25 protein-coding genes are annotated in these 26,935 nt (G+C 61.4%); 6 read left to right on the top strand and 19 right to left on the bottom strand.

Annotated features, from left to right (window positions below):
• Window positions 1–13: 13 nt before the first annotated feature.
• The 10 genes from pcaF to paaA are packed head-to-tail and all read right to left on the bottom strand — an operon-like array spanning window position 14 to window position 8,189.
• Window positions 14–1,219, bottom strand: a complete 1,206-nt coding sequence (gene pcaF / locus HMPREF3142_RS20435; RefSeq protein WP_039103256.1) for a 3-oxoadipyl-CoA thiolase — start codon at window positions 1,217–1,219, stop codon at window positions 14–16.
• Complete coding sequence (paaI, locus tag HMPREF3142_RS20430; RefSeq protein WP_070612505.1) at window positions 1,219–1,641, bottom strand: hydroxyphenylacetyl-CoA thioesterase PaaI; 423 nt, start codon at window positions 1,639–1,641, stop codon at window positions 1,219–1,221. Before paaI ends, pcaF begins: the two co-directional genes overlap by 1 nt.
• Window positions 1,631–3,055 carry a 3-hydroxyacyl-CoA dehydrogenase PaaH gene (gene paaH / locus HMPREF3142_RS20425; protein WP_176747625.1) on the bottom strand — a complete coding sequence of 475 codons (1,425 nt, stop codon included), beginning with the start codon at window positions 3,053–3,055 and terminating at the stop codon, window positions 1,631–1,633. The genes paaI and paaH overlap by 11 nt, the downstream gene beginning before the upstream one ends.
• Window positions 3,056–3,844: a 2-(1,2-epoxy-1,2-dihydrophenyl)acetyl-CoA isomerase PaaG gene (paaG, locus tag HMPREF3142_RS20420; RefSeq protein ID WP_023297510.1), complete on the bottom strand. Its 789-nt coding sequence runs from the start codon at window positions 3,842–3,844 to the stop codon at window positions 3,056–3,058.
• A 2-nt stretch (window positions 3,845–3,846) separates the two neighbouring features.
• Window positions 3,847–4,614, bottom strand: a complete 768-nt coding sequence (gene paaF, locus HMPREF3142_RS20415) for a 2,3-dehydroadipyl-CoA hydratase PaaF (protein ID WP_016160909.1) — start codon at window positions 4,612–4,614, stop codon at window positions 3,847–3,849.
• Complete coding sequence (gene paaE / locus HMPREF3142_RS20410; protein WP_070612504.1) at window positions 4,611–5,681, bottom strand: 1,2-phenylacetyl-CoA epoxidase subunit PaaE; 1,071 nt, start codon at window positions 5,679–5,681, stop codon at window positions 4,611–4,613. The genes paaF and paaE overlap by 4 nt, the downstream gene beginning before the upstream one ends.
• Window positions 5,682–5,688: 7 nt before the next feature.
• On the bottom strand, window positions 5,689–6,186 hold the full coding sequence (paaD, locus tag HMPREF3142_RS20405) for a 1,2-phenylacetyl-CoA epoxidase subunit PaaD (protein ID WP_042948403.1): 498 nt from the start codon (window positions 6,184–6,186) through the stop codon (window positions 5,689–5,691).
• A gap of 11 nt (window positions 6,187–6,197) precedes the next feature.
• Window positions 6,198–6,953: a 1,2-phenylacetyl-CoA epoxidase subunit PaaC gene (gene paaC / locus HMPREF3142_RS20400; protein WP_023340056.1), complete on the bottom strand. Its 756-nt coding sequence runs from the start codon at window positions 6,951–6,953 to the stop codon at window positions 6,198–6,200.
• A gap of 7 nt (window positions 6,954–6,960) precedes the next feature.
• Window positions 6,961–7,248, bottom strand: a complete 288-nt coding sequence (gene paaB, locus HMPREF3142_RS20395; RefSeq protein WP_004224492.1) for a 1,2-phenylacetyl-CoA epoxidase subunit PaaB — start codon at window positions 7,246–7,248, stop codon at window positions 6,961–6,963.
• 11 nt (window positions 7,249–7,259) lie between these two features.
• Window positions 7,260–8,189 carry a 1,2-phenylacetyl-CoA epoxidase subunit PaaA gene (gene paaA, locus HMPREF3142_RS20390; RefSeq protein ID WP_070612502.1) on the bottom strand — a complete coding sequence of 310 codons (930 nt, stop codon included), beginning with the start codon at window positions 8,187–8,189 and terminating at the stop codon, window positions 7,260–7,262.
• Between the two features lie 286 nt (window positions 8,190–8,475).
• On the opposite strand from paaA, the gene paaZ reads away from it, so the two are divergent.
• Both paaZ and tynA read left to right on the top strand, forming a co-directional pair.
• Window positions 8,476–10,521 carry a phenylacetic acid degradation bifunctional protein PaaZ gene (gene paaZ, locus HMPREF3142_RS20385; protein WP_048267849.1) on the top strand — a complete coding sequence of 682 codons (2,046 nt, stop codon included), beginning with the start codon at window positions 8,476–8,478 and terminating at the stop codon, window positions 10,519–10,521.
• Between the two features lie 493 nt (window positions 10,522–11,014).
• A complete protein-coding gene (gene tynA / locus HMPREF3142_RS20380) occupies window positions 11,015–13,282 on the top strand; it encodes a primary-amine oxidase (protein WP_064323454.1) in 2,268 nt (755 codons plus the stop codon).
• Window positions 13,283–13,284: 2 nt separating this feature from the next.
• Here tynA and HMPREF3142_RS20375 read toward each other — a convergent pair whose 3' ends face one another.
• The 7 genes from HMPREF3142_RS20375 to HMPREF3142_RS20345 form a co-directional block, all read right to left on the bottom strand.
• Window positions 13,285–14,268: a zinc-dependent alcohol dehydrogenase family protein gene (locus HMPREF3142_RS20375; RefSeq protein WP_162535955.1), complete on the bottom strand. Its 984-nt coding sequence runs from the start codon at window positions 14,266–14,268 to the stop codon at window positions 13,285–13,287.
• Window positions 14,269–14,290: 22 nt separating this feature from the next.
• Window positions 14,291–15,109, bottom strand: coding sequence for a phytanoyl-CoA dioxygenase family protein (locus HMPREF3142_RS20370; RefSeq protein ID WP_023322510.1), 819 nt, complete (start codon window positions 15,107–15,109; stop codon window positions 14,291–14,293).
• Between the two features lie 24 nt (window positions 15,110–15,133).
• Window positions 15,134–16,306 carry an acetylornithine deacetylase gene (argE, locus tag HMPREF3142_RS20365; RefSeq protein WP_124038086.1) on the bottom strand — a complete coding sequence of 391 codons (1,173 nt, stop codon included), beginning with the start codon at window positions 16,304–16,306 and terminating at the stop codon, window positions 15,134–15,136.
• Window positions 16,284–16,958 carry a DUF1028 domain-containing protein gene (locus tag HMPREF3142_RS20360; RefSeq protein ID WP_008805132.1) on the bottom strand — a complete coding sequence of 225 codons (675 nt, stop codon included), beginning with the start codon at window positions 16,956–16,958 and terminating at the stop codon, window positions 16,284–16,286. Before HMPREF3142_RS20360 ends, argE begins: the two co-directional genes overlap by 23 nt.
• Window positions 16,955–17,389, bottom strand: a complete 435-nt coding sequence (locus HMPREF3142_RS20355) for a RidA family protein (protein ID WP_004190423.1) — start codon at window positions 17,387–17,389, stop codon at window positions 16,955–16,957. Before HMPREF3142_RS20355 ends, HMPREF3142_RS20360 begins: the two co-directional genes overlap by 4 nt.
• A 24-nt stretch (window positions 17,390–17,413) precedes the next feature.
• Window positions 17,414–18,673 carry a flavin-containing monooxygenase gene (locus HMPREF3142_RS20350; RefSeq protein ID WP_022065437.1) on the bottom strand — a complete coding sequence of 420 codons (1,260 nt, stop codon included), beginning with the start codon at window positions 18,671–18,673 and terminating at the stop codon, window positions 17,414–17,416.
• Window positions 18,674–18,841: 168 nt separating this feature from the next.
• On the bottom strand, window positions 18,842–19,756 hold the full coding sequence (locus tag HMPREF3142_RS20345) for a LysR substrate-binding domain-containing protein (RefSeq protein ID WP_004190428.1): 915 nt from the start codon (window positions 19,754–19,756) through the stop codon (window positions 18,842–18,844).
• Window positions 19,757–20,244: 488 nt separating this feature from the next.
• Here HMPREF3142_RS20345 and HMPREF3142_RS20340 point away from each other — a divergent pair, with 488 nt between their 5' ends.
• Genes HMPREF3142_RS20340 through HMPREF3142_RS20325 form a run of 4 tightly spaced genes read left to right on the top strand, consistent with a single transcriptional unit; the run spans window position 20,245 to window position 24,255 of the window.
• Complete coding sequence (locus HMPREF3142_RS20340) at window positions 20,245–21,765, top strand: amino acid ABC transporter permease/ATP-binding protein (protein ID WP_004190429.1); 1,521 nt, start codon at window positions 20,245–20,247, stop codon at window positions 21,763–21,765.
• A gap of 26 nt (window positions 21,766–21,791) precedes the next feature.
• A complete protein-coding gene (locus tag HMPREF3142_RS20335; protein WP_004224469.1) occupies window positions 21,792–22,664 on the top strand; it encodes a phytanoyl-CoA dioxygenase family protein in 873 nt (290 codons plus the stop codon).
• A 23-nt stretch (window positions 22,665–22,687) separates the two neighbouring features.
• Complete coding sequence (locus HMPREF3142_RS20330; RefSeq protein ID WP_012541942.1) at window positions 22,688–23,518, top strand: ABC transporter substrate-binding protein; 831 nt, start codon at window positions 22,688–22,690, stop codon at window positions 23,516–23,518.
• Window positions 23,519–23,523: 5 nt separating this feature from the next.
• Window positions 23,524–24,255, top strand: a complete 732-nt coding sequence (locus HMPREF3142_RS20325) for a class II aldolase and adducin N-terminal domain-containing protein (RefSeq protein WP_004224462.1) — start codon at window positions 23,524–23,526, stop codon at window positions 24,253–24,255.
• Window positions 24,256–24,272: 17 nt separating this feature from the next.
• Here HMPREF3142_RS20325 and HMPREF3142_RS20320 read toward each other — a convergent pair whose 3' ends face one another.
• On the bottom strand, window positions 24,273–25,163 hold the full coding sequence (locus tag HMPREF3142_RS20320; protein ID WP_016160898.1) for an oxidoreductase: 891 nt from the start codon (window positions 25,161–25,163) through the stop codon (window positions 24,273–24,275).
• Window positions 25,164–25,287: 124 nt separating this feature from the next.
• Complete coding sequence (locus HMPREF3142_RS20315) at window positions 25,288–26,787, bottom strand: aldehyde dehydrogenase family protein (protein WP_012541945.1); 1,500 nt, start codon at window positions 26,785–26,787, stop codon at window positions 25,288–25,290.
• Window positions 26,788–26,935 lie beyond the last annotated feature (148 nt).

The following is a 26,935-nucleotide window of genomic DNA, read 5'->3' as shown; positions in this document are numbered from 1 at the left end:
CAGGTAAATTAGCTCACACTCGCTCGAGGATCATGGCAATGCCCTGACCCACGCCAATACACATCGTACACAGCGCATAGCGCCCGCCCCGGCGTTGCAGCTCAAGGCTGGCGCTCAGCGCTAACCGCGCGCCGCTCATGCCCAGCGGATGGCCTAACGCGATGGCGCCGCCGTTGGGATTCACATGCGCCGCATCATCCGGCACGCCGAGCTGTCTGAGCACCCCCAGCGCCTGCGCGGCGAAGGCCTCATTCAGCTCAATCAGATCCATATCGTTAATATTGAGTCCGGCCCGCTCCAGCACTTTACGCACCGCCGGTACCGGCCCCAGCCCCATCAGGCGCGGTTCAACACCCGCCGTCGCCATCGCCACGATACGCGCCCGCGGCGTGAGCCCCTGGATAGCGGCCTGCTGTTCGCTGGCGATGATCAGCGCCGCGGCGCCATCGTTGACGCCGGAAGCATTGCCCGCGGTAATGACGCCGCCCTGGCGGAACGGCGCTTTCAGTTTCGCCAGCTGCTCAAGCGTGGTTTCCGGGCGGGGATGCTCATCATCGCGTACCGCGCTGACCGCCCCTTTCTTGCCGATGATCTGCACCGGCACGATCTCCTGCGCCAGAATGCCGTCGCGCTGGGCCTGCGCCGTACGCTGCTGGCTGCGCCAGGCGAAAGCGTCCTGATCGATCCGGCTGATATTTAACAATTCAGCTACATTCTCGGCCGTTTCCGGCATGCTGTCAGTTCCGAAGTGTTGCGCCATGAGCGGGTTCACAAAACGCCAGCCAATCGTGGTATCGAAGAGTTCCGCCTGACGCTGATAAGGCGCGCTGGCTTTTCCCATCACGAACGGCGCGCGAGACATCGATTCCACGCCGCCGGCAATCAACAGATCGGCCTCGCCGGCTTTGATCGCCCTGGCGGCAAAGCCGATCGCATCCAGCCCCGATCCGCACAGGCGGTTAATCGTGGTGCCCGGCACGCTATGCGGGTAACCGGCCAACAGCGTCGCCATGTGCGCCACGTTGCGGTTATCTTCACCGGCCTGATTCGCACAGCCGAAAATCACATCATCAATTGCTGCCGGGTCGAGCCCGGGGTTACGGCTCAGCAACTCACGTAGCGGGATCGCCGCCAGGTCGTCGGCGCGGACGCCGGCCAGCGCGCCGCCGTAGCGGCCAATCGGCGTGCGGATCCCGTCACAAATAAAGGCGTCGCGCATTACACTTCTCCCGTGATTGTGCCGCCGGTACGGTGCGATTTGCCGCGGAACAGGGCCACAATCTTTTGCTGTTGATTAACAATTTCGATGTCGTAGACGCCGGTCAGCTTGCCCTGCTGTTTGACTCTTGCGGTGGCGACCAGCCTGTCGCCGGCAAACGCCGGACGAAGAAAATCAATATTTGCCGCCGAAGCCACCGCCGCCAGCCCCTGGCTGTTACAGGCGTAAGCGAAAGCGGTATCGGCGAGCGTAAATAGCTGACCGCCGTGACAGGTTTGATGGCCGTTAAGCATGTCCGCCGAGACGGTCATGCTCATCTGCGCAAAACCATCGTCCATTTCGATAAGTTCGATCCCCATCTTTCTGGCGCAGGTATCTTTTTCGTACATCACGCGCGCGTTGCGCCACGCATCATTGCTCATGGTGCTTCTCCATCAGCGCCTTCTGGCGCAACAGGGAACAGGGACGATAGCGCTCCTCGCCATAATGGTGTTGCAGGTTCTCCAGCAGTTGCAGCACCCGTCGCCAGCCAAGGCGTTCTCCCCATGCCAGCGGGCCGTGCGGATAATTGACGCCAAGGCGCATCGCGGTATCGATATCCTGCGGGCTGGCGACGCCTTTTTGCAGCGCATCCAGCGCTTCGTTAATCAGCATCGCCACCGTGCGCCACACCAGCAGGCCGGGATAATCGGCAATATGCAGGACTTTCTTGCCCTGCTGTTGGAAGTAATGCACGGCCTTATCAGTGGCCGCAGGCGCGTTGGTCGCCGCTGCGGCCAGCACCACCGTATCGCTGGCGCACAGGTCATACACCACCACCGGGCGGTGATGCTTAACGCTTAGCGCCAGCGCGGTCTCACCTTCGGTCTCCAGCAACAGCAGTTCGTCCAGCTCAGTGACACTGTCACCTATCGTCATCACGGATTGAGCGCCATTGGCAACCGGCGGCAACGCCGCGTCCGGCAGTGTCTCAGCGGGCCAGCGATAGACGCCGTAACCGCTCTTTTTACCCAGCCGCCCGGCCAGCGCCAGCTCTTGCTGGAGGAGCGATGGCAGGTAGCGGCGGTCCTGCCAGAAGGCGTTAAACACCGAACAGGTCACGGCGAAATTGACGTCCTGGCCAATCAGATCAGTCAGCGCCAGGGGTCCCATCGGAAAACCGCCGCCGTCACGCAAAGCGGCATCGATAACCTCCGGGGCGGCAACCTGCTCTTCCAGCGCGCGCCAGGCCTCAGCGTAGAATGGACGCGCTACGCGGTTAACAATAAAACCGGGCGTTGAGCGGCAGCGTACCGGCTGTTTCCCCCAGCCGCTTACGCACTGGCACAGCTGCTCTACCACCTCAGCAGACGTCTCCAGGCCGCTGACCACCTCGACCAGCTTCATCACCGGCGCCGGATTAAAAAAGTGCAGCCCGGCCACCCGCTCCGGGTTTTTGACCCCGGCGGCGATGGCGGTAATCGAAATAGACGAAGTGTTACTGGTCAACAACGTTGACGGCGCGCAGATCTCCGCCAGCTGCGCGAACAGCGCCGTTTTGACCTCCAGCCGTTCAGAGGCCGCTTCAATCACTAAATCCGCGCCGGCAAGCGCGGCTAAATCGTGAGCCGGATGCAGGCGCGCCAGCAGCGCGTCGGCCTGCTCTGACGCCAGCTTGCCGCGCTCGACCCGCCACGCCAGACGCCTGGCAATGCCGTCGATCGCCCGGGCAATGGCCTGATGATCGATGTCGTAAATCAGCACCGGATGTCCGGCGGCAGCGGCTACTTCGGCAATACCGGCCCCCATGGTGCCGCTGCCGATCACCGCCACGTTGGCTAAGGATGTCGTCATCATCTATTTCCCGCTGAACTGTGGTGGCCGTTTGGCCAGAAACGCGCTGACCCCTTCGCGGTAATCATCGCTGCGTCCGGCCAGGCGCTGATAATCGCGCTCCAGATCCAGCTGCGCATCGAGACTGTTGGTTTCAGAAGCCAGCAGCGCCTTTTTAATCAGCCCAAGACCAAACGTCGGCTGCGCCGCCAGATGGCGCGCCAGCTGCAGACTGGTATCCGCCAGTTCTGAGTCGTCCACCAGCTGCCAGATCATTCCCCACTGCGCGGCCTGTTCCGCGCTGAGGCTATCGCCCAGCAGCGCCAGCCCCATCGCGCGCGCGCGGCCGGCCACCCGCGGCAGGAACCAGCTACCGCCGCAGTCCGGCACCAGGCCGAGCTTGCTGAACGCCATCACAAATTTGGCCGAACGCGCGGCCAGCACGATATCGCAGCCCAGCGCCAGGGTGGCGCCAGCGCCGGCGGCAACGCCGTTGACCGCGCAGATAACCGGCTTCGGCAGCGCCGCCAGACGGCGCACTAACGGGTTGTAAAAGCGTTCTACCGACAGGCCGAGATCCGGCGGTGGGCCGCTGGGGTCGACATTGCGATCGTTCAAATCCTGGCCTGCGCAAAAGCCGCGACCGGCGCCGGTGATCAGCAGGCAGCGCACGCCATCATCGCGCTCGGCCTGCTTCAGACATTCCGCCAGCTGGTGATGCATCAGATCGTTAAAACTGTTGAGACGGTCCGGGCGATTGAGGGTAATGGTCATGACGCCCTGTTCCACTGCGCTGAGAATGAAAGCTTCCACGATTAGCGTCCTTTAAAGTCCGGTGTACGTTTTTGTAAGAAGGCGTCGATGCCTTCGCGGCGGTCCTCGGTGGCGCTCAGCAGGCTAAACAGCTGGCGCTCCTGTTGCAGACCGGCCTGCAGGCTGACTTCCTGCGACAGGCGCAGCGACTGTTTTGCCGCCCGGAGCGCCAGCGGCGAGTGGCGGGCAATGGTGGTTGCCAGTTTCAGGGCATACTCATCGGTTAACGCCGCCGGATGGATATCACTAACCAGCCCGGCCTGCTGCGCCTGGCGGGCGTCAATACTCTCGCCGCTCAGCACCATTCGGCTGGCCAGCGCCTTGCCTACGCTGCGGATCAGCCGCTGGGTGCCGCCCGCGCCCGGCATAATGCCGAGGGTAATTTCCGGCAGGCCAAAACGGGCGTTGTCGCCGGCGACAATCAGGTCACACAGCAGGGCCAGCTCGCAGCCGGCGCCAAGCGCGTAGCCGTTGACCGAAGCGATGAGCGGTTTAGTGAAAGCATCAATTCGCGCCCACAACCGTGGGCGAATATCATCCAGGGTGGCAGGCAGATCTTTCTCCGCCATCTCATTGAGGTCGGCCCCGGCGGCAAAAAAACGCGGGTTGCCGCTGATAACGCAGACGCCGACGCTGTCATCAACTGCCGCAACCTCCAGCGCCTCGGCAATCTGGGTTAAGAGGGCATTGTTCAGCGCGTTGCGGGCCTGCGGGCGGTTTAGCGTCAACTGAAGCACCCGGCCATGACGGTGGATCAGCAGGTCACTCATGCCATCCCCCGCGCGTCAAAGTCGACCACCACATCGCCGCTGGTCGGCAACGACTGGCAGCTCAGGACATATCCCGCCGCCAGCTCATCTGCTTCCAGGCTGTAATTGGCGGCCATCGCCACTTCACCGCGTAGCACTTTGCATTTACAGGTGGCGCATACCCCGCCCTTACAGGCGAACGGCAGATCGGCGCCCTGACGCAATGCGGCATCCAGGATGCTGTCGTCTTCGGCGCTGAGGGCGATAAGCCGATCGCGCCCGTCCTGGCGGATGGTCACCGTGCGCCCTTCCGCCTGCACGCCGGCGGCCCGCTTCACATTGCCGCCTGGTGTATTAAAGCGTTCGAGATGAATCGATTTCTCCGCTACGCCAAGTTCACGTAACGCCGCTTCCGCCACATCCATCATCGCCGCCGGACCGCAGATAAAAGCCTCGTCGAAACGGCTAAAATCCAGCAGATGGTCAGCGAGCTGGCGCAGTTTGTCGCCGTCAATGCGCCCCTGTAGCAGATCGCTGTCCATCGACTCCTGGCTAAACAGGTGTATCACCTGCAGGCGCTGCGGATAGCGGTCTTTTAAATCGGCCAGCGCCTGGCGGAACATCATGCTATGGCTGCTGCGGTTGCCGTAGATCAGCGTGAAGCGGCTTTGCGGCTCGGTCGCCAGCGTCGCGCTCATGATCGCCATCATCGGCGTGATCCCGGAACCGGCGGCAATCGCCAGATATTCACCCTGCCGTTCAGCCTGCGGTTGATAACCGAAATGCCCCTGCGGCACCATCACCTCCAGCTCCATACCCTGCTGGATATCGTGCTGGGCGTAGCGCGAAAAGCGCCCGCCGTCGATAGCTTTGACCGCGACGCTAATTTCGCCTGGCGTGCGGCTGCGACAAATGGAGTAACAGCGGCGCAGTTCTTCGCCGCCCAGACGGGCTTTTAGCGTCAGATGCTGGCCCGGGCGAAAACAGTATTCCGCCTGCAGGGCTTGCGGGATCGCAAAAGTGATGGTCACCGCATCGCGGGTTTCCGGCTCGACTCTCGCCACCTTAAGCGAATGGAACGTCGTCATGGCAACCTCAAATACATTTAAAGTAATCAAAAGGTTCGCGGCAGCTGTCGCAGCGATAGAGCGCTTTGCAGGCCGTGGAACCGAATTCGCTAATCAGCGAGGTATGGGTGCTGCCGCAGCGCGGACAGCTCACCTCAGCGGGCATGTCCGCATGGCAGGCGTGCCCCTGGGGCGGGCTGATTCCGTACTGGCGCAGGCGCTCGCGGGCCTCCTGACTCATCCAGTCGGTGGTCCACGGCGGATCCAGCTGCAGGACGATATGCACCGGCAGAAAGCCATGCTCGCTCATGACCGTACGGATCTCGCCCAGCAGATGCTCCGTCGCCGGACAGCCCGAATAGGTCGGGGTAAAGCCAATCACCCACCCGTCGCCGTGACGCGCGACGCTGCGTACCATACCGAGGTCGGTGATGGTGAGTACCGGCACTTCCGGATCCGGGATTGCGCTTAATAATCCCCAGATGGTGCGAACCTCTGCAGGAGCGATGTCGGCAAGACGTTGCATAGTCACCTCACTTACCACTGCAGTCCGGGATGCGAACGCTGCAGATATTGCATCTCCGCCAGCAGCGGGCCGAGATGTTCACTGTGCAGCCCCTGTTTGCCGCCGCTGCGGAAGGCCGCTTCCTGCGGGATTTGTAAGCCGGAGTCGAGCAGCGCCGTGTGTACCGCGCTTTGCCATTCGGCCTGAAGCTCGCGCGGATCAACCGCAATGCCCTGCTCAACCAGGCTGAGATCCACTTCATCGGCAAGGAACAGTTCGCCGGTGAAGCGCCACAGATTGTCGACCGCCTGCTGCATTTTGCGATTTGATAACTCGGTGCCGTTACCCAGACGCTCCAGCCAGCCGCGGCTAAAGCGCTGGTGGTAACGCACCTCTTTCAGCCCTTTGGCGGCAATGGCCGCCAGCTGCGTGTCGCGGCTGTTCACCAGCCGGCTGTACAGGGCGACGTGCCAGACATCGATAAAGAACTGGCGGGCGATGGTGTCGGCAAAATTGCCGTTTGGCTGCTCCACCAGCAGCAGGTTGCTGTACTGGCGTTCATCGCGGCCAAAGGCCAGCGTATCTTCGTCGCCGCAGCCGTTAAGCTCGGCGGCATAGCTTAAAAAATTGCGCGCCTGGCCGAGCAGGTCGAGGCCGATGTTGGCCAGCGCAAGATCGATCTCGAGCTCGGGAGCATGGCCGCACCAGGCGCCTAAACGCTGGGCCAGAACCAGACCATTGTCGCCAAGCCGCAGGGCGTAGGTGGCTACGGGGTTAGGGTTATTCATCGCCGCCTCACATGTGTTCCATGCCATCCGGCACGGTATAGAAAGTCGGATGACGGTAGACTTTGCTTTCCGCCGGGTCGAAGAATTCGCCGCGCTCTTCCGGCTGCGAAGCAACGATTTCGCTGGCCTTCACCACCCAAATTGAGCAGCCTTCGCTGCGGCGGGTATAGGCATCGCGGGCATTCTCCAGCGCCATTTGATCATCAGCGGCGTGCAGACTGCCGACGTGACGATGGGATAACCCCTGTTTGCTGCGAACGAACACTTCATATAACGGCCAGTAAACTTTGCTCATGTTGTCTCTCCTCATGCCGCGCTGCGGGCCTGCTGTTTTTGCGCATGGGCCAGCGCGGCCTCGCGCACCCATTCGCCCTCTTCCCAGGCCTTACGCTTGGCGGCCAGCCGCTCGTGATTGCAAATCCCACGGCCGCTAATCACCTCGTTAAATTCCTGCCAGTCGATTTCGCCGAAGCGGTAGTGGCCGCTGGCTTCATCAAACTGCAAATCCGGGTCCGGGACGGTCATACCGAGGATCTCTACCTGCGGCACGGTGTTATCGACGAAGCGCTGACGTAGCTCGTCGTTGGAGTGCAGTTTGATTTTCCACGCCATGCTGCGGGCGCTGTTCGGCGAGTTGTCATCGTTGGGGCCAAACATCATCAGCGCCGGCCACCAGAAGCGGTTAATGGCGTCCTGCAGCATCTGCCGCTGCGCATCATTGCCCTGCGCCAGCGCCATGCTGGCTTCAAAACCCTGACGCTGGTGAAAGCTCTCTTCTTTGCAGATTTTGACCATCGCCCGGGCATAGGGGCCATAGGAGGTCCGGCACAGCGCCACCTGGTTGACGATGGCCGCGCCATCGACCAGCCAGCCGATCACGCCGATATCGGCCCAGCTCAGGGTCGGGTAGTTAAAAATGGAGGAATATTTCATCTGCCCGTCGAGCATTTTCTGATACAGGTCTTCCCGCGCGCAGCCGAGCGTTTCCGCGGCGCTATAGAGATAAAGCCCATGCCCGGCCTCATCCTGTACCTTAGCCAGCAGGATCGCTTTGCGGCGCAGCGTCGGCGCGCGGGTGATCCAGTTGCCTTCCGGCAGCATGCCGACGATTTCCGAGTGCGCGTGCTGGCCTATCTGCCGAATCAAGGTCTTACGGTAGGCATCCGGCATCCAGTCCTGCGGTTCGATGGCCGTTTCCTGCGCGATGCGCTGGTCAAAGCGTTGTTCTTCTGTCACGTCATCACCTTTATGATTCCTATATTCACAAATAAAACATTTATGTGAATCACTTTGTTTATTGAAGGTTACATATTGGTTAAATAAAACCACAAATTTTGTTTGTTCTTTTTGTGATGCTAACCGCAAAACCTTTTGTAAACAGCCGATAAATCAGTAGCATAAACGCAACACCCCATCGACCGCCGATCACAATGTTAATAAATTATTAAATACAGGCTTGATTTTTATGATTCATAAAAGAACTATTTATAGATATCACACGTAACACATTTGGAGATTTGCGATGCAGCAGTTAGCCAGTTACTTATCCGGCGCCTGGCAGACCGGCCGGGGCCGCGCCCGTACTATCCATCACGCCATCACCGGGGCGGCGCTGTGGGAGGTGACCAGTGAAGGCCTGGATATGGCGCAGGCGCGCCGCTTCGCGATTGAGCGCGGCGGTAAAGCTTTGCAAGCCATGACCTTTATTGAACGCAGCGCGATGTTAAAAGCGGTAGCAAAACGGCTGCTGGAGCAGAAAGACGAGTTCTACGCCATCTCCGCGCAAACCGGCGCGACCCGCGCCGATAGCTGGGTGGATATTGAAGGCGGCATCGGCACCCTTTTCACCTATGCCGGGCTCGGTAGTCGCGAATTGCCGGACGATATCCTGTGGCCGGAGGACGAGCTGATCCCGCTCTCCAAACAAGGGGGTTTTGCCGCGCGTCACGTGCTGACCTCGAAATCAGGCGTCGCCGTCCATATCAACGCCTTCAACTTCCCCTGTTGGGGAATGCTGGAAAAACTGGCGCCGACCTGGCTTGCCGGCATGCCGGCGATCATTAAACCGGCCACCGCTACCGCCCAGCTTACCCAGGCGATGGTGAAAGCGATTGTCGACAGCGGCCTGGTGCCGGAAGGCGCCATCAGCCTGATTTGCGGCGGCGCGGGCGATCTTCTCGACCATCTCGATAGCCAGGACGTGGTGACCTTTACCGGCTCAGCCGCCACCGGCCAGCAGCTACGGACGCACCCTAACCTGGTGGCCAAATCGATTCCCTTTACGATGGAAGCGGATTCGCTCAACTGCTGCGTATTAGGTGAAGACGTCACGCCAGAGCAACCGGAATTCGCGCTGCTTATTCGGGAAGTGGTCCGCGAGATGACGGCGAAAGCCGGGCAAAAATGTACCGCTATCCGTCGTATCATCGTGCCGCACGCACAAATCGATGCGGTACGTGAAGCGCTGATCGCCCGGTTGCAAAAAATCACCGTCGGCGACCCGGCGCAGGAAGGCATAAAGATGGGGGCGCTGGTCAACACCGAGCAGCGTCAGGACGTGCAGAATAACGTCAATAAACTGATCGCCGCCGGCTGCGAAGCGCTGCTTGGCGGACAGGCAGATCTTAATGCTGACGGCGCATTCTTCCCGCCGACCCTGCTGTACTGCCCGCAGCCGGATGAAACGCCGGCAGTCCACGCCATTGAAGCCTTTGGCCCGGTAGCGACGCTGATGCCGTATCGCGACCGCCAGCATGCGCTGACGCTGGCGCGAGCCGGCGGCGGTAGCCTGGCCGGTACGCTGGTCACCGCCAGCGGCGAGCTGGCGCGCGAGTTTATCCTTGGCGCCGCGCGCGCGCATGGTCGTATTCAGCTCCTTAACGAGGAGTCCTCGGCAGAGTCGACCGGCCACGGCTCGCCGCTGCCGCAGCTGGTACACGGCGGCCCCGGCCGCGCTGGCGGCGGAGAAGAGCTTGGCGGGCTGCGCTCGGTGAAACACTATATGCAGCGTACCGCGGTCCAGGGCAGCCCAACGATGCTGGCGACCATCAGCCAGCAGTGGGTGCGTGGCGCGCAGGTTAGCGAAGACCGCATTCACCCGTTCCGTAAATACTTCGAAGAGATCCAGCCTGGCGATAGCTTATTAACCCCGCGCAGAACCCTGACCGAAGCGGATATCGTTAACTTCGCCTGCCTGAGCGGCGACCATTTCTATGCGCATATGGACAAAATCGCCGCCGCTGAGTCGATTTTCGGCGAGCGGGTGGTCCACGGTTATTTCCTGATCTCCGCTGCGGCCGGGCTGTTCGTCGATGCCGGCGTCGGGCCGGTTATCGCCAACTACGGGATGGAAAACCTGCGCTTTATTGAGCCGGTCAAACCGGGAGACACCATTCAGGTTCGCCTGACCTGTAAGCGTAAAACCGTTAAGCGTCAGCGTAGCGCCGATGAGAAAGCCACCGGCGTGGTGGAATGGGCGGTGGAGATTTTCAACCAGCACCAGCAGGCGGTGGCGCTGTATTCCATTCTGACCCTGGTGGCGCGCCAGCAAGGGGATTTTCCGGCGTGATGGCAGAAAATAAGCCGCTGGCGCTCTGTTGGCCGATCCTTGAGCCATTGATCCTGCAATCGGTTTGCAACGGTTTCGCCCCGGGAAGTCCTTTATGTTATCTGTGGCTTCAGCGCACATTGCGCTCCCGGTTAATCGTCTGCGTTATGTCACTCATGGCGCAGGGAGCGCACAGGGGGCGGCCAGCCGCCACCCGGCGACATCACGGGTACCGTGCCTGGTATCTTGCCCGGCGGCGCTGCGCTTGCGCGGGCCTACAGACAGTCAGACCCGGTTGGGTAGGCCGGGTAAGGCGTCAGCCGCCACCCGGCAAAAAAATCAGCGCACGTTCTCAATGCCTCTGCGGAGGCATTTTTTACGCCCGTCTGGCAAAACTGACAAACAAGCTGGCAAAAGCAAACAAACGCCCCGGCGCCGCTGGCTGGTAGCTTAAGGGTGACAAAGCCGACATTCGCAGCGGCAAGAGACAACACAACAATAAGATGAGGTCACAATGGCAAACGGCTTGAAATTTTCTCCTCGTAAAACCGCGCTGGCGCTGGCCGTCGCGGTGGTTTGCGCCTGGCAATCACCGGTCTTCGCCCACGGCAGCGAAGCCCACATGGTACCGCTGGATAAAACGCTGCAGGCGTTCGGCGCCGATGTGCAGTGGGATGACTACGCGCAAATGTTTACCCTGATAAAAGACGGCGCTTACGTCAAAGTGAAGCCCGGCGCCAAAACCGCGATCGTCAACGGTAAAACCCTTGACCTGCAGGTGCCGGTGGTGATGAAGGAAGGAAAAGCCTGGGTCTCCGATACCTTTATCAACGATGTGTTCCAGTCCGGTCTCGATCAGACCTTCCAGGTGGAAAAGCGCCCTCACCCGTTAAACTCGCTCTCGGCGGCGGAAATCAGTGAAGCGGTGACCATTGTTAAAGCCGCGCCGGAATTCCAGCCCAATACCCGCTTTACCGAAATTTCCCTGCACGAGCCGGATAAAGCGGCGGTGTGGGCCTTTGCCCTGCAGGGTACGCCGGTCGATTCACCGCGCACCGCCGATGTGGTGATGCTGGATGGTAAACATGTCATTGAAGCCGTCGTCGATCTGCAAAACAAAAAAATTCTCTCATGGACGCCAGTTAAAGGCGCCCACGGGATGGTACTGCTCGATGATTTTGTCAGCGTGCAGAACATCATCAACGCCAGCAGCGAATTCGCTGAGGTGCTGAAAAAGCACGGTATTACCGATCCAGGCAAAGTGGTCACCACCCCGCTCACCGTTGGCTATTTTGATGGCAAAGATGGCCTGCAACAGGATGCGCGTCTGCTGAAGGTGGTCAGTTATCTCGATACCGGCGACGGCAACTACTGGGCGCACCCGATTGAAAACCTGGTGGCGGTGGTCGACCTTGAAGCGAAGAAAATTATCAAAATTGAGGAAGGCCCGGTGATCCCGGTACCGATGGAGCCACGTCCGTATGATGGCCGCGACCGCAACGCCCCGGCGGTGAAACCTCTGGAGATAACCGAACCGGAAGGCAAAAACTACACAATCACCGGGGATACCATTCACTGGCAAAACTGGGATTTCCACCTGCGCCTGAACTCGCGCGTCGGGCCAATCCTCTCGACGGTGACCTACAACGATAACGGCACAAAACGCCAGGTGATGTATGAAGGTTCCCTCGGCGGGATGATCGTCCCCTACGGCGACCCGGACGTCGGCTGGTATTTCAAAGCCTACCTCGACTCCGGCGATTACGGCATGGGCACCCTGACCTCGCCGATTGTCCGCGGCAAGGATGCGCCATCGAATGCGGTGCTGCTGGATGAAACCATCGCCGATTACACCGGCAAACCGACCACGATTCCAGGCGCGGTCGCCATATTCGAACGCTATGCCGGGCCTGAGTATAAGCACCTGGAAATGGGCAAACCCAACGTCAGCACCGAACGCCGGGAACTGGTGGTACGCTGGATCAGTACCGTCGGGAACTATGATTATATCTTTGACTGGGTGTTCCACGACAACGGCACCATCGGTATCGACGCCGGCGCCACCGGCATTGAAGCCGTTAAAGGCGTGATGGCGAAGACCATGCATGACCCCAGCGCCAAAGAGGATACCCGCTACGGGACGCTGATCGACCATAATATTGTCGGCACCACCCATCAGCACATCTATAACTTCCGCCTCGACCTCGACGTGGACGGCGAAAACAACACCCTGGTGGCGATGGATCCTGAAGTGAAGCCCAACACCGCCGGTGGCCCGCGCACCAGTACCATGCAGGTGAATCAGTACACCATTGACAGCGAGCAGAAAGCGGCGCAGAAATTCGACCCGGGAACCATTCGCCTGCTGAGCAACACCAGCAAAGAGAACCGCATGGGTAACCCGGTCTCTTATCAGATCATCCCGTATGCCGGCGGTACGCACCCGGCGGCGACCGGCGCGAAGTTCGCCCCGGACGAGTGGATCTACCATCGCCTGAGCTTTATGGATAAACAGCTGTGGGTGACGCGCTACCACCCGACAGAGCGTTATCCGGAAGGGAAATACCCGAACCGTTCCGCCCAGGATACCGGCTTAGGGCAGTACGCAAAGGATGATGAGTCGCTGACTAACCACGATGACGTCGTGTGGATCACCACCGGCACCACTCACGTGGCGCGCGCCGAAGAGTGGCCGATCATGCCGACCGAGTGGGCGCACGCCCTGCTGAAGCCGTGGAACTTCTTTGACGAAACCCCAACCCTTGGCGAGAAGAAAAAGTAATCTTAGCCCGCGGTGAAATCGAGCAGGATTTTACCGCCTCTTCCCGGCTGGTCGGCGGCGGCAATTGCCTCCCGCCAGTCGTTCAACGCTATGCGCTGGGCCGGCGGCTGGGTGGTCGTTGGCAAGCGCAGCCAAATCTCGTCAAACGCCGCCCGCCACGCCGCCACGCTGAGTGTCGGCAACGCCTCCCGCAGATGAAACTTGCGCACCGTCGCGCTACCGCGCGTCTGGGTCAGCGGCTGCCCGGATAACAGCCCATAGGAGATCAGGATCGACGATGCGGGCAGCACCGACAGCAGCGTATTCGCCAGTTCGCCGCCCACCGCGTCAAACACCAGATCGCTGTGCTGGCTGACCTTCTCCATCAGCGCCCGGTCGGTATCGAGGATCGGATAGATCCCGGCCTGTTCCAGGCGCGCCCGGTGCTGCGGCGAGCGAATAATCCCGCTCACCGAGCGGGCGCCCATCGCCAGCGCCCACTGTCCCAGCAGACTGGCGCAGGAGGACGATGCCGCGGTCAGCACAAGGTGTTTTCCGGCAACCGGCCAGCGCTTGAGCATCAGCATAGCCGTCAGCGGATTGATATACCCGCGGGCGGCCAGCAGATCGTCAACCGCTGGCGGCACCGGCACCAGCCAGGTCTCATCCAGATCGATAAACCGCTGCCAGGTGCCGCCTCCGCGCAGAGGCAGTACCCGCTGTCCCGCGGACAGCCGGCTGCCGTATGGCGCGGCGACCACCTCGCCAAGGCCTTCATAGCCAGCGACGGCCGGCAGTCGGGTGCGGTGGCGATAGGCGCCGGTCACGGGGATCAAATCCGAGGGATTCACCGGGGCATAGCGCATCCTGACCCGCACCCGTCCGCCCGCCAGCGGCGCCAGCGGCAGGCGTTTCAGGGTCAGCACAGCGGCCGGCGGCCCGTAGCGATCATAAACAATGGCGTCGTTGAACATCGACAGGCTCCAGACAGCGAAAGGCGGGATCATAGCAGATCCCGCCGCCAGTGGCTCACGCCCGCGGCCAAACCAGGGGGAACAGCGGGGAATCCAGCGGGTCGCCGTCCCGCAGGGTCAGCTCGGGGAACGGTGGCGACGTCACGCCGCCGCGATCGGCAAACGCGGCGTCATCCCCCACCCAGCGGGCGGAGAAGACCCGTCGCGCCCGCGCGCCGGGGTTGCCGCGGGCGCCATGGACGGTGCGGAAATGGAAGGCCACCGCATCCCCCGGCTCCAGCGCCCAGCTGACGATATCGTATTCGTCCTCATGGGCGTCGATATCCGGCAGGGTGCTGAACCGGGTGTGCTCGTAAAGCTTAGTGCCATTGAAACGGGTAGGACTGAACTCCTCCTCCCAGCGATGCGACCCGCGAATGCAACGCAGCGAGGTGGCCTCCGCCACCGGGTCCAGCGGGATCCAGAAGCTGACGTTCTGCCTGCCGGAGACGCAATAGTAAGGCTGGTCATGATGCCAGGGAGTCACCGTGCTGCCTCCGGCCGGTTTGACCAGCGTATGTTCATGGAAAAATTTCGCCGTCTGCGACTGCATCAGCGCCGCCGCGATCTCGGCGGCCGCTGACTGAAAGACAAACTCGCTAAACGCCGGGATCCGCGACCAGTTGCAGTAGTCCTGAAAAAAAGGCGGCGAACCATCTTTGGGGATCACCGTGCGCGCATGACCATACTCGCTGGGGCTGGCCATCAGCGCCGTGACCCCCTCGGCGAGGCGATCGACCCAGGGGGTAAAGACGCCTTTTAATAACACCGCGCCATCCGCCTGCCAGCGGTCGATGGTCGCTTGATCGATGTGGGGAGAGTGTTGATTGTGCATCGCTTGGGTTCCTGTGTTGAGGGATCAGGTGAGCGGTTCCGCCGGTTCGGCACGCATCCACGCGCAAAGCTGTCTCAGCATCGTCATACAGCGCTCGGTCTGCGCGATGCTGATGTACTCATCGGCCTTATGGCCCTGGGCCATGCTGCCCGGTCCGCAGACCAGGGTCGCGACGCCCATCTCATCGAACAGCCCTCCTTCGGTGCCGAACGCCACGGTGGAGAAGCGATCACTGCCGCACCACTGTGACAGCCAGCGGGCGAAGTCGGACTGCGGATCGCTGAGCAGCGGCGGATAGTGGCTTAACAGCTGGAACTGGATGTCGCTCCCGCTGCCTACCCGGCGCATCTCCGGCAGCAGCTGGCGGCGGGCGTAGGCCGCCAGCGCCTCGGTGACCGCTTCGGGACGCATCCCCGGCAGGTAGCGGATCTCAAAATCAAAGCGGCAGGACTGCGGAACAATATTCAGCGCGGCCCCACCCTGAATGGTGCCCACCTGCAGCGTGCTGAAGGGCGGCGAAAAGCGGCTGTCCTGCTGCCGGGCCAGACGCACGCCCAGCCGATCCAGGTGGTTGATCAGTCTCGCCGCGTAGCGGATGGCGTTCACCCCCTGCGGGGCATAGGCCGAATGGCAGGCCTGCCCCTCGATGCAGCAGCGCATGGCCAGTTTGCCTTTATGACCGAACACCGGCTGCATCTCCGTTGGCTCGCCGATGAGGCACAGCGCCGGTTTCTCCGGCGAGGCCTGCAGAAAATCCACCAGGCTGCGCACGCCGAGACAGCCGACCTCTTCGTCATAGGAGAAGGCCAGATGCAGTGGCATGCGCAGCGGCGCCGCCAGAAAGTCATCCACTGCCGCCAGCACGCAGGCGAGAAACCCCTTCATATCGGCGCTGCCGCGGCCATAGTAGCGGCCATCGCGCTCGGTCAGGCTGAAAGGCGGAACGCTCCAGGCCTGGCCGTCCACCGGGACCACGTCGGTGTGGCCCGAGAGCATCACCCCACCGCCGCCGGACGGCCCCAGCCGGGCGTAGAGATTGGCCTTACCGCCCGACGGGTCATAAAAGCGGCGGGACGCCACGCCGCGGGCAGCGAGAAAATCGGCGATCCAGTCGATCATCGCCAGGTTCGAATGGCGGCTGGTGGTGTCAAAAGCCAGCAGCGCGGCGAGGATGTTATTCATCGCCGGGGACGCCATAGGCGGGCGCATCGCGAGGGTCGAGCGCCCGGGTAATATAGGCGTCCATTTGCGGCTCCCAGGCCAGCCACAGTTGCTCAAGGGCCGCCAGCGGATCCGTCTCCGCCCAGTCAATACGCAGATCGACCACCGGCCACGGGTAATCGTCCACCACCTTCACCGCCGCCGAGTGGACCGGGCCGGCCTCGCCCCCGGCGGCAATCCCCGCGCGCAGCCCGGCCAGCAGCCGGCTGGCCAGTTCACCGCTCGCCGTCTCGAAGGCGGCCACCATCGCGGCGATCACCTCGTGACTGGCCAGCATGTTGCCCGCCGCCACGCAGTTATCTCCCGCCAGGGTGCCACCGATCCCGAGAGTATGTTCTCCGCTGAACGCCGCCACTTCACCGTTGGCATCAATCGCCGCGACCTGGCGATATTCGCGGAAGCGGTCCTCCGCCAGGGCCAGGTTCAGAGCCTGCTCAACGGAGGCCCCCGCCTCAAGCGCACCAAGAATATGCGGCCCCAGCGACGGTAAGGTTATGTTCTGACTGGCGACTGCGCCGACGCCGGGCAATAGCCACGGACAGCGCGATCCCACGGCCATGCTCGACGAACTAATGGCAATGCCCAGCTGACCTGATTCCGGGCAGCGGGCGCTAATAGAGAGAGTCATTCTGCTGCCTCCCCCTGCCAGTCGTCAGGGATCACCGCCGTAACGTCAATCTCCATCAGCCACTGCGGCTGCGCGAGGGCCGACACCACCACCCCGGTGGAGATGGGAAAGACGCCTTTTAACCATTTGCCCACCTCCTGATAGACCGGCTCGCGATAGCGGGGATCGATCAGATAAGTGGTGGTCTTGACGATATGCGAGAGGTCGCTTCCCGCCTCTTTCAGCAACTGTTCAACATTCTTCATCGCCTGCTCCGCCTGCGCCCGCGGGTCGCCGAGGCCAATCAGATTGCCGGCGAAATCGGTGCCAACCTGGCCGCGAACGTAGACGGTATTGCCGGCCCGCACCGCCTGGCACAGATCGTTGTTCAGCGCCTGGTTCGGGTAGGTCTCTTTGGTGTTAAACATGCGAATACGGGTATGAGTTGGCATCAAAGCACTCCTTAAGGAAAACGGTTAACAGGACGGCTGGTAACGCTGGTACTGGCGCTGAATGGCGATCTGGTCGGCAATATATTTAGCATCGTGCCAGACGCCCCAGATAAAGGTGGACCCGCGCCGCGAGAGCCACGGCAAGCCGAGGAAATAGACGCCCGGCTCCGTCGACACGCCGCGATGATGCTGTGGCCGCTGTGCATCATCGAAAGCATTGACCTTCAGCCAGCGATAGTCGGTGGTGTAGCCTGTCGCCCAGATGATGGTGCCGATCCCGGCCTCCGCCAGATTGAGACTGAGCAGCGGGTCGGTAACGCAGGCCGGATCGGGCAGAAATTCGCGGGCGGAGGGCTCTTCGGGCAGGTCCATGCCGTTGCGGGCCACCCACGCGTCCGCGGCGTCGAGCAGTGCAAGGTAGGAGGCATCGCCGCGGCGGATATTCTCCGCCAGGTCGTGGTGAAACAGTGCTTTGTCACCGTCAAAGCCGCGGGTCTGCCCCACTAACGTGACCCCCTGATGCGCCAGCTGGCGAAAATCGACGGTATGGCCGCCGCGCGCGCCGCTCACCGCGATAGTGACATGCTCTTTACCCGGCGCATTGGCCGCGGCATCCCACATTCCCAGCACCCCGAGCCACCAGCAAAAATCGCGCTGACGATAGCGACGCGGCGGGCGGTCGTGCGCTCCCACCGACAGCCACACCGCGCGTCCGGCTCGCTGTAGCTCATCGGCAATCTGCACGCCGGAGGAGCCTGCGCCAATCACCAGCACACCGCCCTCCGGTAGCTGCTGCGGGTTAAAATAGTGCGCGGAGTGGAGCTGCTGAATAGCCTGACTCTGTGGGGCGATGGCCGGGATCACTGGCCGCTGAAACGGCCCGGTGGCCGCTACGATCCGCTGCGCTTCAATCACCCCCTGCGAGGTGTCGATACGAAAGCCCGGCCGTCCGACGAGGCGTTCGGCGCTGAAAACCTCCACCCCGGTACGGATCGGCGCATTGAAGCTGCGGGCATAGGCGGCAAAATAGTCTGCCACCTGCTCTTTGCCGACAAAGCTGTCTGCCGGGCAGTCCGGGAACACCATGCCCGGGAACCGATCGTGCCAGGCCGGGCCGTTGGCGACCAGCGAATCCCAGCGTCCGCTGCGCCAGGCCTGGGCAATACCCTGCTTTTCCAGCACCAGGTGGGGGATATCCAGCCGGGTCAGATGCTCGCTCATGGCGACGCCCGCCTGCCCCGCGCCCACCACCAGGGTATCGATCTCGGTAATCTGTTCAGTCATTTCGCTATCCTTCAAGCACAGTTGCCGACGACGTCGCCGGAATTGACGGCTTTCAGGTTATTTAACTGTGACGAATTGGTAAAATATTATAAAACGATCGACTGAATAGAATTTTACGAGGCTGAGTGACGACAAAAAATAAGGCCTGCCGGATCGACAGGCGTTATTTCAGGCGTGAGTTGGGGTTAATTCGATGCTGCGACAATAATCCATAAACAGTTGCGTCGGCCGCGTGGGCTCATTATTCGCGAGATGCGCCATAATTAAGGTCGAGGCGGGCATCTCGTCGGCAATATCCCGCTGCACCACTCTTTCGCCATCGTAGGTCATATCGCAGCAGGGCCGGGTGACCAGCACCGAAAAACCCAACCCCTGACCCACCATACAGCGCACCATTTCAATGGAGGGGGAACTGTAAGCCACTTCCGGGTGATAACCCTTTTCCTTAAAGATGGAGATAAAATAATTTTTACTGGGGACCGCATCGAGGAGGATCATCGGCTCGCGGCTCAGCTCCTGCAGCGTCACCTGCGCCTTCTGCGCCAGCGGATGCGCGGCGGGCAGCAGCGCGTAGGGTTTATGCGGGGCATTGAGCCGCTCTTTATTGATCGAATGGCCGAGCTCCAGATCGTAAACCAGCGCGAGGTCGAAGCGGCCGCGGTGCAGGCCATGCATCAGCTCATGCTGTTCGCCGTCGTACAGATGCAGGGTGATTTCCGGATAGCATTTCTTAAACCCGGCCACCAGCTTCGGCATATACAGCGGAGCCACCGATTCGAAGCAACCGATGGAGATCATGCCAGAAACCAGCTCTTTATCCGCTCGCGAATTCTGTTCGAACTCCCAGGACAGGCGCAGCAGCTCTTTCGCTTTATCGTAGATCCGCCGACCGCTGGAGGTGAGCGAAACGCCCTGCGCATGGTGGCGAATAAACAGCTGCTGGTCGAAGGTGCTCTCCAGATTCTTGATGGCAATCGAAATCGACGGCTGCGCAATGTGCAGCTGGCGGGAGGCCTCGGCGATACTCTCCGTCTCCACCACGGTGACGAAATATTTGAGCTGCTTCAGGGTAAATCGGTTCATAGCATCACCATTGATAAAATATGGTCCGGCGCACACGGGGAATAGTTTTCCTCTAAGTCCCAAGCAATCCGCGTGCCACCCCCGGAAAAGAGCGGCGCATTGCCCGACAAGGGGCGACAATATTTATTATTGCTCTACGCCCGCGTGGTTTATTTCCACCATTGCACCATCATGCGCCACGCTGCACGCCAGACTGGCAGCGTCTGCCCCAGTTTCGCGCAAAATAACCTGTCTGCGCAAAATAGCGTTATTGAATTACAGTCATTGTTTTTAAATTGTTTACGCAAAGTATCTTAACAATCACTTTAAATTCCATATCGTTAATATCGCTGTATAGTTTTTTTAAACTTAAAGGCCAAAAATTTACTAATTGCCTCTGAAAGCATCCTGCCAGCATAGTGTATTCGCACGATGAATACCGGTGGCTCCCCATTACGGCACAGCCGAGCCACTTTCATTTTTGATAATTATGACGAGTGAAATAGCCCATGACGTTTAACTGGAACTACATGTTAAGCCTGCTCAGCGATGCCGATTTTTGGTGGGCCACCTGGACCGTCATTAAATTAAGTCTGCTGACCTGGGGCTGCAGTATTGTGCTCGGATTTATTCTGGCGCTGGCCAAACAGTCGCCGCGCGGCTGGTTATCCACCCCAGCCCGGCTGTATATCTGGTTATTTCGCAGTATGCCGCTGCTGGTCCTGCTGATTTTTGTCTACAACATGCCGCAGGCGCTGCCCTCCTTCGCCCCGGTGCTGAACGATCCCTTCTGGGCCGGCCTGCTGGCGATGGTCCTCAGCGAAGCGGCTTATATCGCCGAGATCCACCGCGGCGGATTGCTCTCCATCCCTCGCGGGCAGAGCGAAGCCGCGCGGGCCCTGGGGTTGCGCTACGCCGGGATCCAGTGGCGGGTGATCATCCCCCAGGCGCTGCGCGTCGCCCTGCCGGCGCTGGCCAATGAATATATCGCCATCGTGAAGCTCAGTTCGCTGGTGTCGGTGATCTCCCTGACCGAAATATTGATGGTCGGCCAGCAGCTCTACTCGCAGAACTTTCTGGTCATGGAGACGATGACGGCCGTGGCGTTTTATTACATCTTTATCGTCACGGTGTTCGATTTTCTGCTGAAACGGCTGGAGAACTACCTTGACGTGACCCAGCGCAATACCGCTCGTCCGGTAGATGCCGAGATGCAGCGGCTGGCCAGCGCCCGCCGCCCGGCGATGGCGCGCAGCGTCACCCAGAGTCATGAGCCGGCGCTGCAGGCCTCTAAGCTGCATAAGGCCTACAACAACGTCGAAGTGCTGGGGGCGGTGAGCCTGCAGATCCAGCCCGGCGAGGTGGTCTCGGTCATCGGTCCGTCAGGCTCGGGGAAAACCACCCTCATTCGCCTGCTGAACGGTCTTGAGCAGATCGATAACGGCGAAATTCAGATTAACGGCCAACCCTTTATTCACCTCGACCGTCAGGGGCAGCAGAAGCCGCGCTTTATGGAGAATGCCGAACATCGCCTGAACATCGGCATGGTGTTCCAGAGCTTTAACCTGTTCCCGCATCTGACCGTGTTCGGCAATCTGCTGCTGGCCCCGCGCTATCACCATCTGGCAAGTGACGCGGAGCTGCGCCAGCACGCCTGCGAACTACTGCACAAAGTGGGCATGCTGGAGCACGCCTGGAAGTATCCGCACCAGCTCTCCGGCGGACAGCAGCAGCGGGTGGCGATCGCCCGCGCCCTGATGATGCGTCCGCAGATCATGCTGTTCGATGAGCCCACCTCGGCGCTGGATCCGGAAAAAGTGAATGAAGTGCTGCAGGTTATCGAATCCCTGGCCCACGAAGGCATCACCATGGTCATCGTCACCCACGAGATGAACTTCGCCTTCAAAGTGTCCGACCGGATCGTGTTTATGGAGAAAGGCCGGGTGGTGTGCGATGACACGCCGCAGGCGATGCGTAGCGGGCAACACCCGCGGGTCGAGGCCTTTCTCAAAGATGTTTCTCTGGCTTAACTATCGGAACGTGAAGAGGAAAAACTATGATTGCGCAGTGGCAAATTGATCAGTTTCATCAGCAGGGTTTTCTGGTGGTCGAAGAGGTGCTTTCCAGCGCCGACATCGCCGCCCTGCAGAGCGATTTCGACGGCTGGGTCGAGGAGAGCCGCGGTCACGCGACGGTGTGGGGAGAAACCCTCGACGGGCGGCCACGCTTCGATATCGAGCGCGATCATGCTCCTGACCATCCGTCGCTGCGCCGGGTCGCCTCCCCGACGGAGATCTCCGAGGCCTATCGCCATACTGCGCTGAACTCGCGGATGGCGACCATCGCCGCGCAATTGATCGGCGGCAGCGGCACCCGCTTTCATCACAGTAAAATTAACTCCAAGCTGCCGCACACCGCCACCGAGGTGAAATGGCATCAGGATTTCCTTTTCACCCCACACAGCAATGACGACATCATCACCGCCCTGCTGATGGTCAGCGAGGTGACCCCAGAGAATGGCCCGCTCAACGTGGTGCCTGGCAGTCATCAGGGGCCGCTGTGGTCCCACTGGCAGGAGGGGCGCTTCACGGGGGCGGTGGATGATGAGGTGGTGGCGACGCACTGCCAGCAGCCGCAGGCCTGTTTTGGCCCGGCGGGCTCAGTCTGCTTTATGCATACCCGCCTGCTGCACGCCTCCAGTCCCAACGAAACCGCCCTGCCGCGCACCCTGTTCATCAGCGTCTACGCCGCGGAGGATGCGCTACCCTACGGCGAAAACCCGCTGCCGAGCCGCCATGCCGGCCAACTGGTCGCGGGAGAAGAGAGCGGTCTGGTGCGCAGCACCAATAACCAGCTTCGTCTGCCGCAGAAGCCGCGCGGCGCTTCGTTTTTTGTTCAGCAGGCCGGCGCCGATCGCGCCAGCATGTAATTTGCCCACACTCCGGAGGTTTTATGACACGCATTTTCGCACCACGCCCGCTGACCCTGCTGCTCTGCGCAGCGGCTGCTCTGACATCCTTTAGCGCACTGGCCTTTCAGCAAAGCGGTAAGATCACCGCCGGTTCGGACATGACCTTTTTTCCTTACGAGTACATGGAAAACAATAAGCCAGCCGGTTTTGACATCGAGCTGCTCGATGGTCTGGCGAAGACTATGGGCCGTGAAGCAGTGAATATCGATACCCGCTTCCCCAACCTGATCCCCGGGCTGCAGGGCGGGCGCTTCGATATCACCAACTCGTCGATGTACATTACCGCCGAACGCCTGAAGGTGATCGATATGGTGCCGTACCTGAAAAGCGGGGAAGCGATCCTCGCCCGCAAAGGCGGCGACTACCAGCCTAAGACCCCGGAAGCGTTCTGCGGCCATAAAATCGGCTCGATGGGCGCCACCTCCTGGCTGGCGCAATTGCAGAAGCTCTCCACCGACTACTGCGTGAAGAAGGGGCTGAAGCCGATTGCGCTGAGCGTTTATACCACCGACCCGCAGACCACCCAGGCGCTGTTGTCGCGCGCGGTGGATGCGCAGATCACCGACGCCGCCGTGGCGCGCGGGGTGGTGGAAAAACTGGGTGACCGGGTGGTTATCTCCTCTGACACGCTGATCTATCCGGTGCTGAACGGCTTTGGCGTTAAAAAAGGCAATACTGAGGTGAAAACCGCCCTCGAAGAGGCGCTGAAAAAATACAGCGCGACGCCGGAATATGCCGCCCTGCTGAAGAAATATCACTTCCAGGCGCCGACGGCGGACGATCTGCAGACCCTGATGCCGAAAGCGGAGTAATGCCCATGCGCGATTCCGATGAAGAGCAGATCCGCATCGACCTGGCGGCCACCTTTCGCATCATTGCCCATCTTGGCATGCATGAGGCGGTGGCCAACCATTTCAGCGCCGCGCTCTCCGCCGACGGGAAAACGTTTTTACTCAACCCGAAGTGGAAACACTTTTCGCGCATCCGCGCCAGCGATCTGCTGGTGCTGAACGCCGATGATGAAGGTTGCGCCGCGCGCCCTGACGTCGATGCCACCGCGTGGGCTATTCACGGGCAGATCCATCAGCGGCTCCCGGACGTGCGGGTGGTGCTGCATCTGCACCCGGTGTACACCACCAGCCTCGCCTGTCTGGCGACGCCGCAGATCCTGCCCATCGACCAGAACACGGCCCGCTATTTTAACCGGGTCGCCGTCGATACGCTGTACGGCGGGATGGCGGACACCGCGGCAGAAGGCGCCCGGCTGGCGGGCCTGCTGGCGGACAAACGCCGCCTGCTGATGGGGAATCACGGGGTGCTGGTGACCGCCCCGACCATCGGCGAGGCGTTCGATGATATCTGGACCCTGGAGCGCGCCTGTCAGATCCTGATCACCGCCTGGTCCACCGGCCAGCCGCTGAAGGTTCTGTCAGACGCGGTAGCGGAAAAAACGGCCCAGGACTGGGAGAAGATTGCCGATTTCTCGCGGCAGCATTTTGCCGAAATGAAGCAGTTAATGATCGACCTCGATCCCTCCCTGGTGGACTAACCCCGCGCCTGCCCGGGTCAGCCCGGGCCGTCGCTGGCTGCCGCCAGCAGCGGCACGATGATATCGCTGAGCGGTGTCGGAATGCCGTGCTGACGTCCGCGACGCTGCACCACGCCGTTACGAATATCCCACTCCAGCGGTCGGCCATTCAGGCGATCGATCAGAATAGAGGTGCTTAAGTCGGCAGGCGCCCGGTGAAAGCCGGCGATAATCTCCTCCGGCACGCTGTCGCCCAGGGCGGCCCCTTCCGCCCGCGCCACCTGCAGACATTCGCGCAGATAAGCCAGTCCGAGGGCAGTAATGTCTTCCCGGGCAAACATCCCGGCGCGGCGTCCGGTCAGCACCATCAGTCCGGCTACGGCGTTCTGCAACAGTTTACGCCAGGCCACGGTGGTAAAATCCGCCGCCAGGTCCACCGCGCAGCGGGTCCCCGCCAGCGCCTGCTGCACTCGCTCTGCCCCCGGCAGATCCGGGAGGGTCAGGCGCGGCGTGGCGCGCAGCCAGACAGAGGCATCGGCATCGCGCTGCGCCGGAAACCAGACCACCGAGGGCAACACCGTCGCGCCGCCGGTCAGGGGGGCAAACTGCTGGCGCTGCTCAACGCCGTTTTGCAGCACGCACACCACGGTGTCCGTGGAACACAGGGCCGTCAGCCAGGAGGCGATGGCCTCCGTCTGGGTAGTTTTCACCGCGACAAAGACCAGGTCGAAGGGGGCGGCTATCGCCGTTGGGTCGGTGTGCACCGGGCCGGGCACCACGATCTCGCCCTCGTCAGTGCGCAGCACCAGCGCCGAATGGGCGGTACGCCCGCAGACCATCGGCGCCCTCCCCACCTCAAACAGGGCGGCGGCGATAGTCGTGCCGATGGCGCCGGGACCAATAAGTGCAACCTTAGGAAATGCTGACATGCCGAAGACCTCCTGATGATTCACCGCCCTGGTTGGGCAAAGATTGCCCTCCACAGTAGCGAGAAAGACCGGAGGTCGGCAAGCGGCGCGTCGGGAAAAGCCATTCGCTTTCCCCGACAGCGGTCTAGTAACGCACGCAGACGGATTTGGTTTCGCACCAGCCGTCGAGCCAGTCAGGGCCGAAATCGCGGCCGGTACCAGACTGCTTCATGCCGCCGAAAGGCAGGTTGGCGTCAATCAGGGTATGGCTGTTGACCCATACCGTCCCAGCCTGCAGACGGTCGGTGTAGTTCAGGGCCTGGGTCAGATCGCGGGTCCAGACGCTGGCGGTCAGGCCAAAATCGCTGTCGTTGGCCAGACGCAGCGCCTCCTCGCCGTCGGCCACCCGCACCAGGTTCACCACCGGGCCAAACACCTCCTCACGGGTGAGGCGCAGTCCGGCGTCGGGGTTAACCACCAGCGTCGGCGGAATATAGTACCCCCCCGCATCCGGTCCGGCGCTGCCGCTGATGAGCTCTGCCTTCTGCTGGCGAGCCTCTTCGAGGTAGGCCGCCACCTTGTCGCAGTGGGCCCGGGAGACCACCGGGTTGATCTGCGCCGTCTCCTGCATCCCCGGCCCCACCTGCAGCGATTTTACCGCCTGCTCGAAACCGCTGACCAGGGTGTCAAACAGCGGCGCTTCGATGTAGATCCGCGAGCTGGCGGCGCAGACCTGTCCCTGATTGAGGAAGCTACCGGTCATCAGCCCCTCAATAACCCACTGGGGATCGGCATCTTTGAGCACAATCGCCGGGTTCTTGCCGCCCAGCTCCAGCGTCACGCGAGTCAGGCGGTCGGCGGCCACGCGGGCGATCTGTTTCCCGGTCGCCGTTGAGCCGGTAAAGCTGACCTTCGCTACCTGCGGATGGGCGGTCAGCGCCGCGCCGCAGCCGGCGCCGCTGCCGGTGACCACGTTGAACACCCCGTCAGGAATGCCCGCCAGGGTCGCCAGCTCCGCCACCCGCAGCAGGGTCAGCGGGGTGGTTTCAGAAGGTTTGATGACGATCGAACAGCCCGCCGCCAGGGCCGGCATGACCTTCCACATGCCGATCATCAGCGGGAAATTCCACGGGACGATACCCGCCACCACCCCGACCGGCTCTTTTTTGGTCCACGCCTGGTAACGCGCCCCTTGCGGGAACGGGATCGACACGTCCAGCGTCCGGCCGCTGATCTTGGTGGTCAGCCCCGCGGTGTAGCGCATCCAGTTCAGGGTGCAGCCGACCTCAAAGGCGCGAGAGATCGCAATGGATTTGCCCTGCTCAAGGGTTTCCAGTTGCGCCAGCTCTTCGCCGTGCTGCTCCACCAGGTCGGCAAAACGCAGCAGGATGCGTTCACGGTCGGCCGGGGTGCGCCCGGCCCAGCGGCGATCGACAAAAGCGCGCCAGGCGGACATTACCGCCCGGTCAACATCCGCCGGGCTGGCGTCGGCGGTGGTGGCAATCGCCTGCCCGGTGGCCGGATCCCAGACGGTTAACCGGTTTTCGCTCTGCGCGGCGCAGGGAGCGCCGTCGATATACAGGCCATGCTGACGGTCTAAAAACTGCTGGACGCTGGCAAGCAGCGCTATCTGAGAGGTGGACATACCCTTTCCTTATTCTTCGCGGATAGTGCTTTCAGTCTATGTCCGGTTGGCGGCTGGCGCTTTTTTCTCTGTGACATTCGTTTGCGCCGCTGTGACAGTCGCCGCAAATCCGCGGCTTACCCTGGCAGAAATGTGCCGCAGGTAATAG

This window comes from Klebsiella sp. HMSC16C06, from assembly GCF_001808325.1.
Lineage (GTDB): Bacteria > Pseudomonadota > Gammaproteobacteria > Enterobacterales > Enterobacteriaceae > Klebsiella > Klebsiella variicola.
Note: the sequence above shows the minus strand (reverse complement) of the source record. Positions and strands in the feature narration are given on the sequence as shown.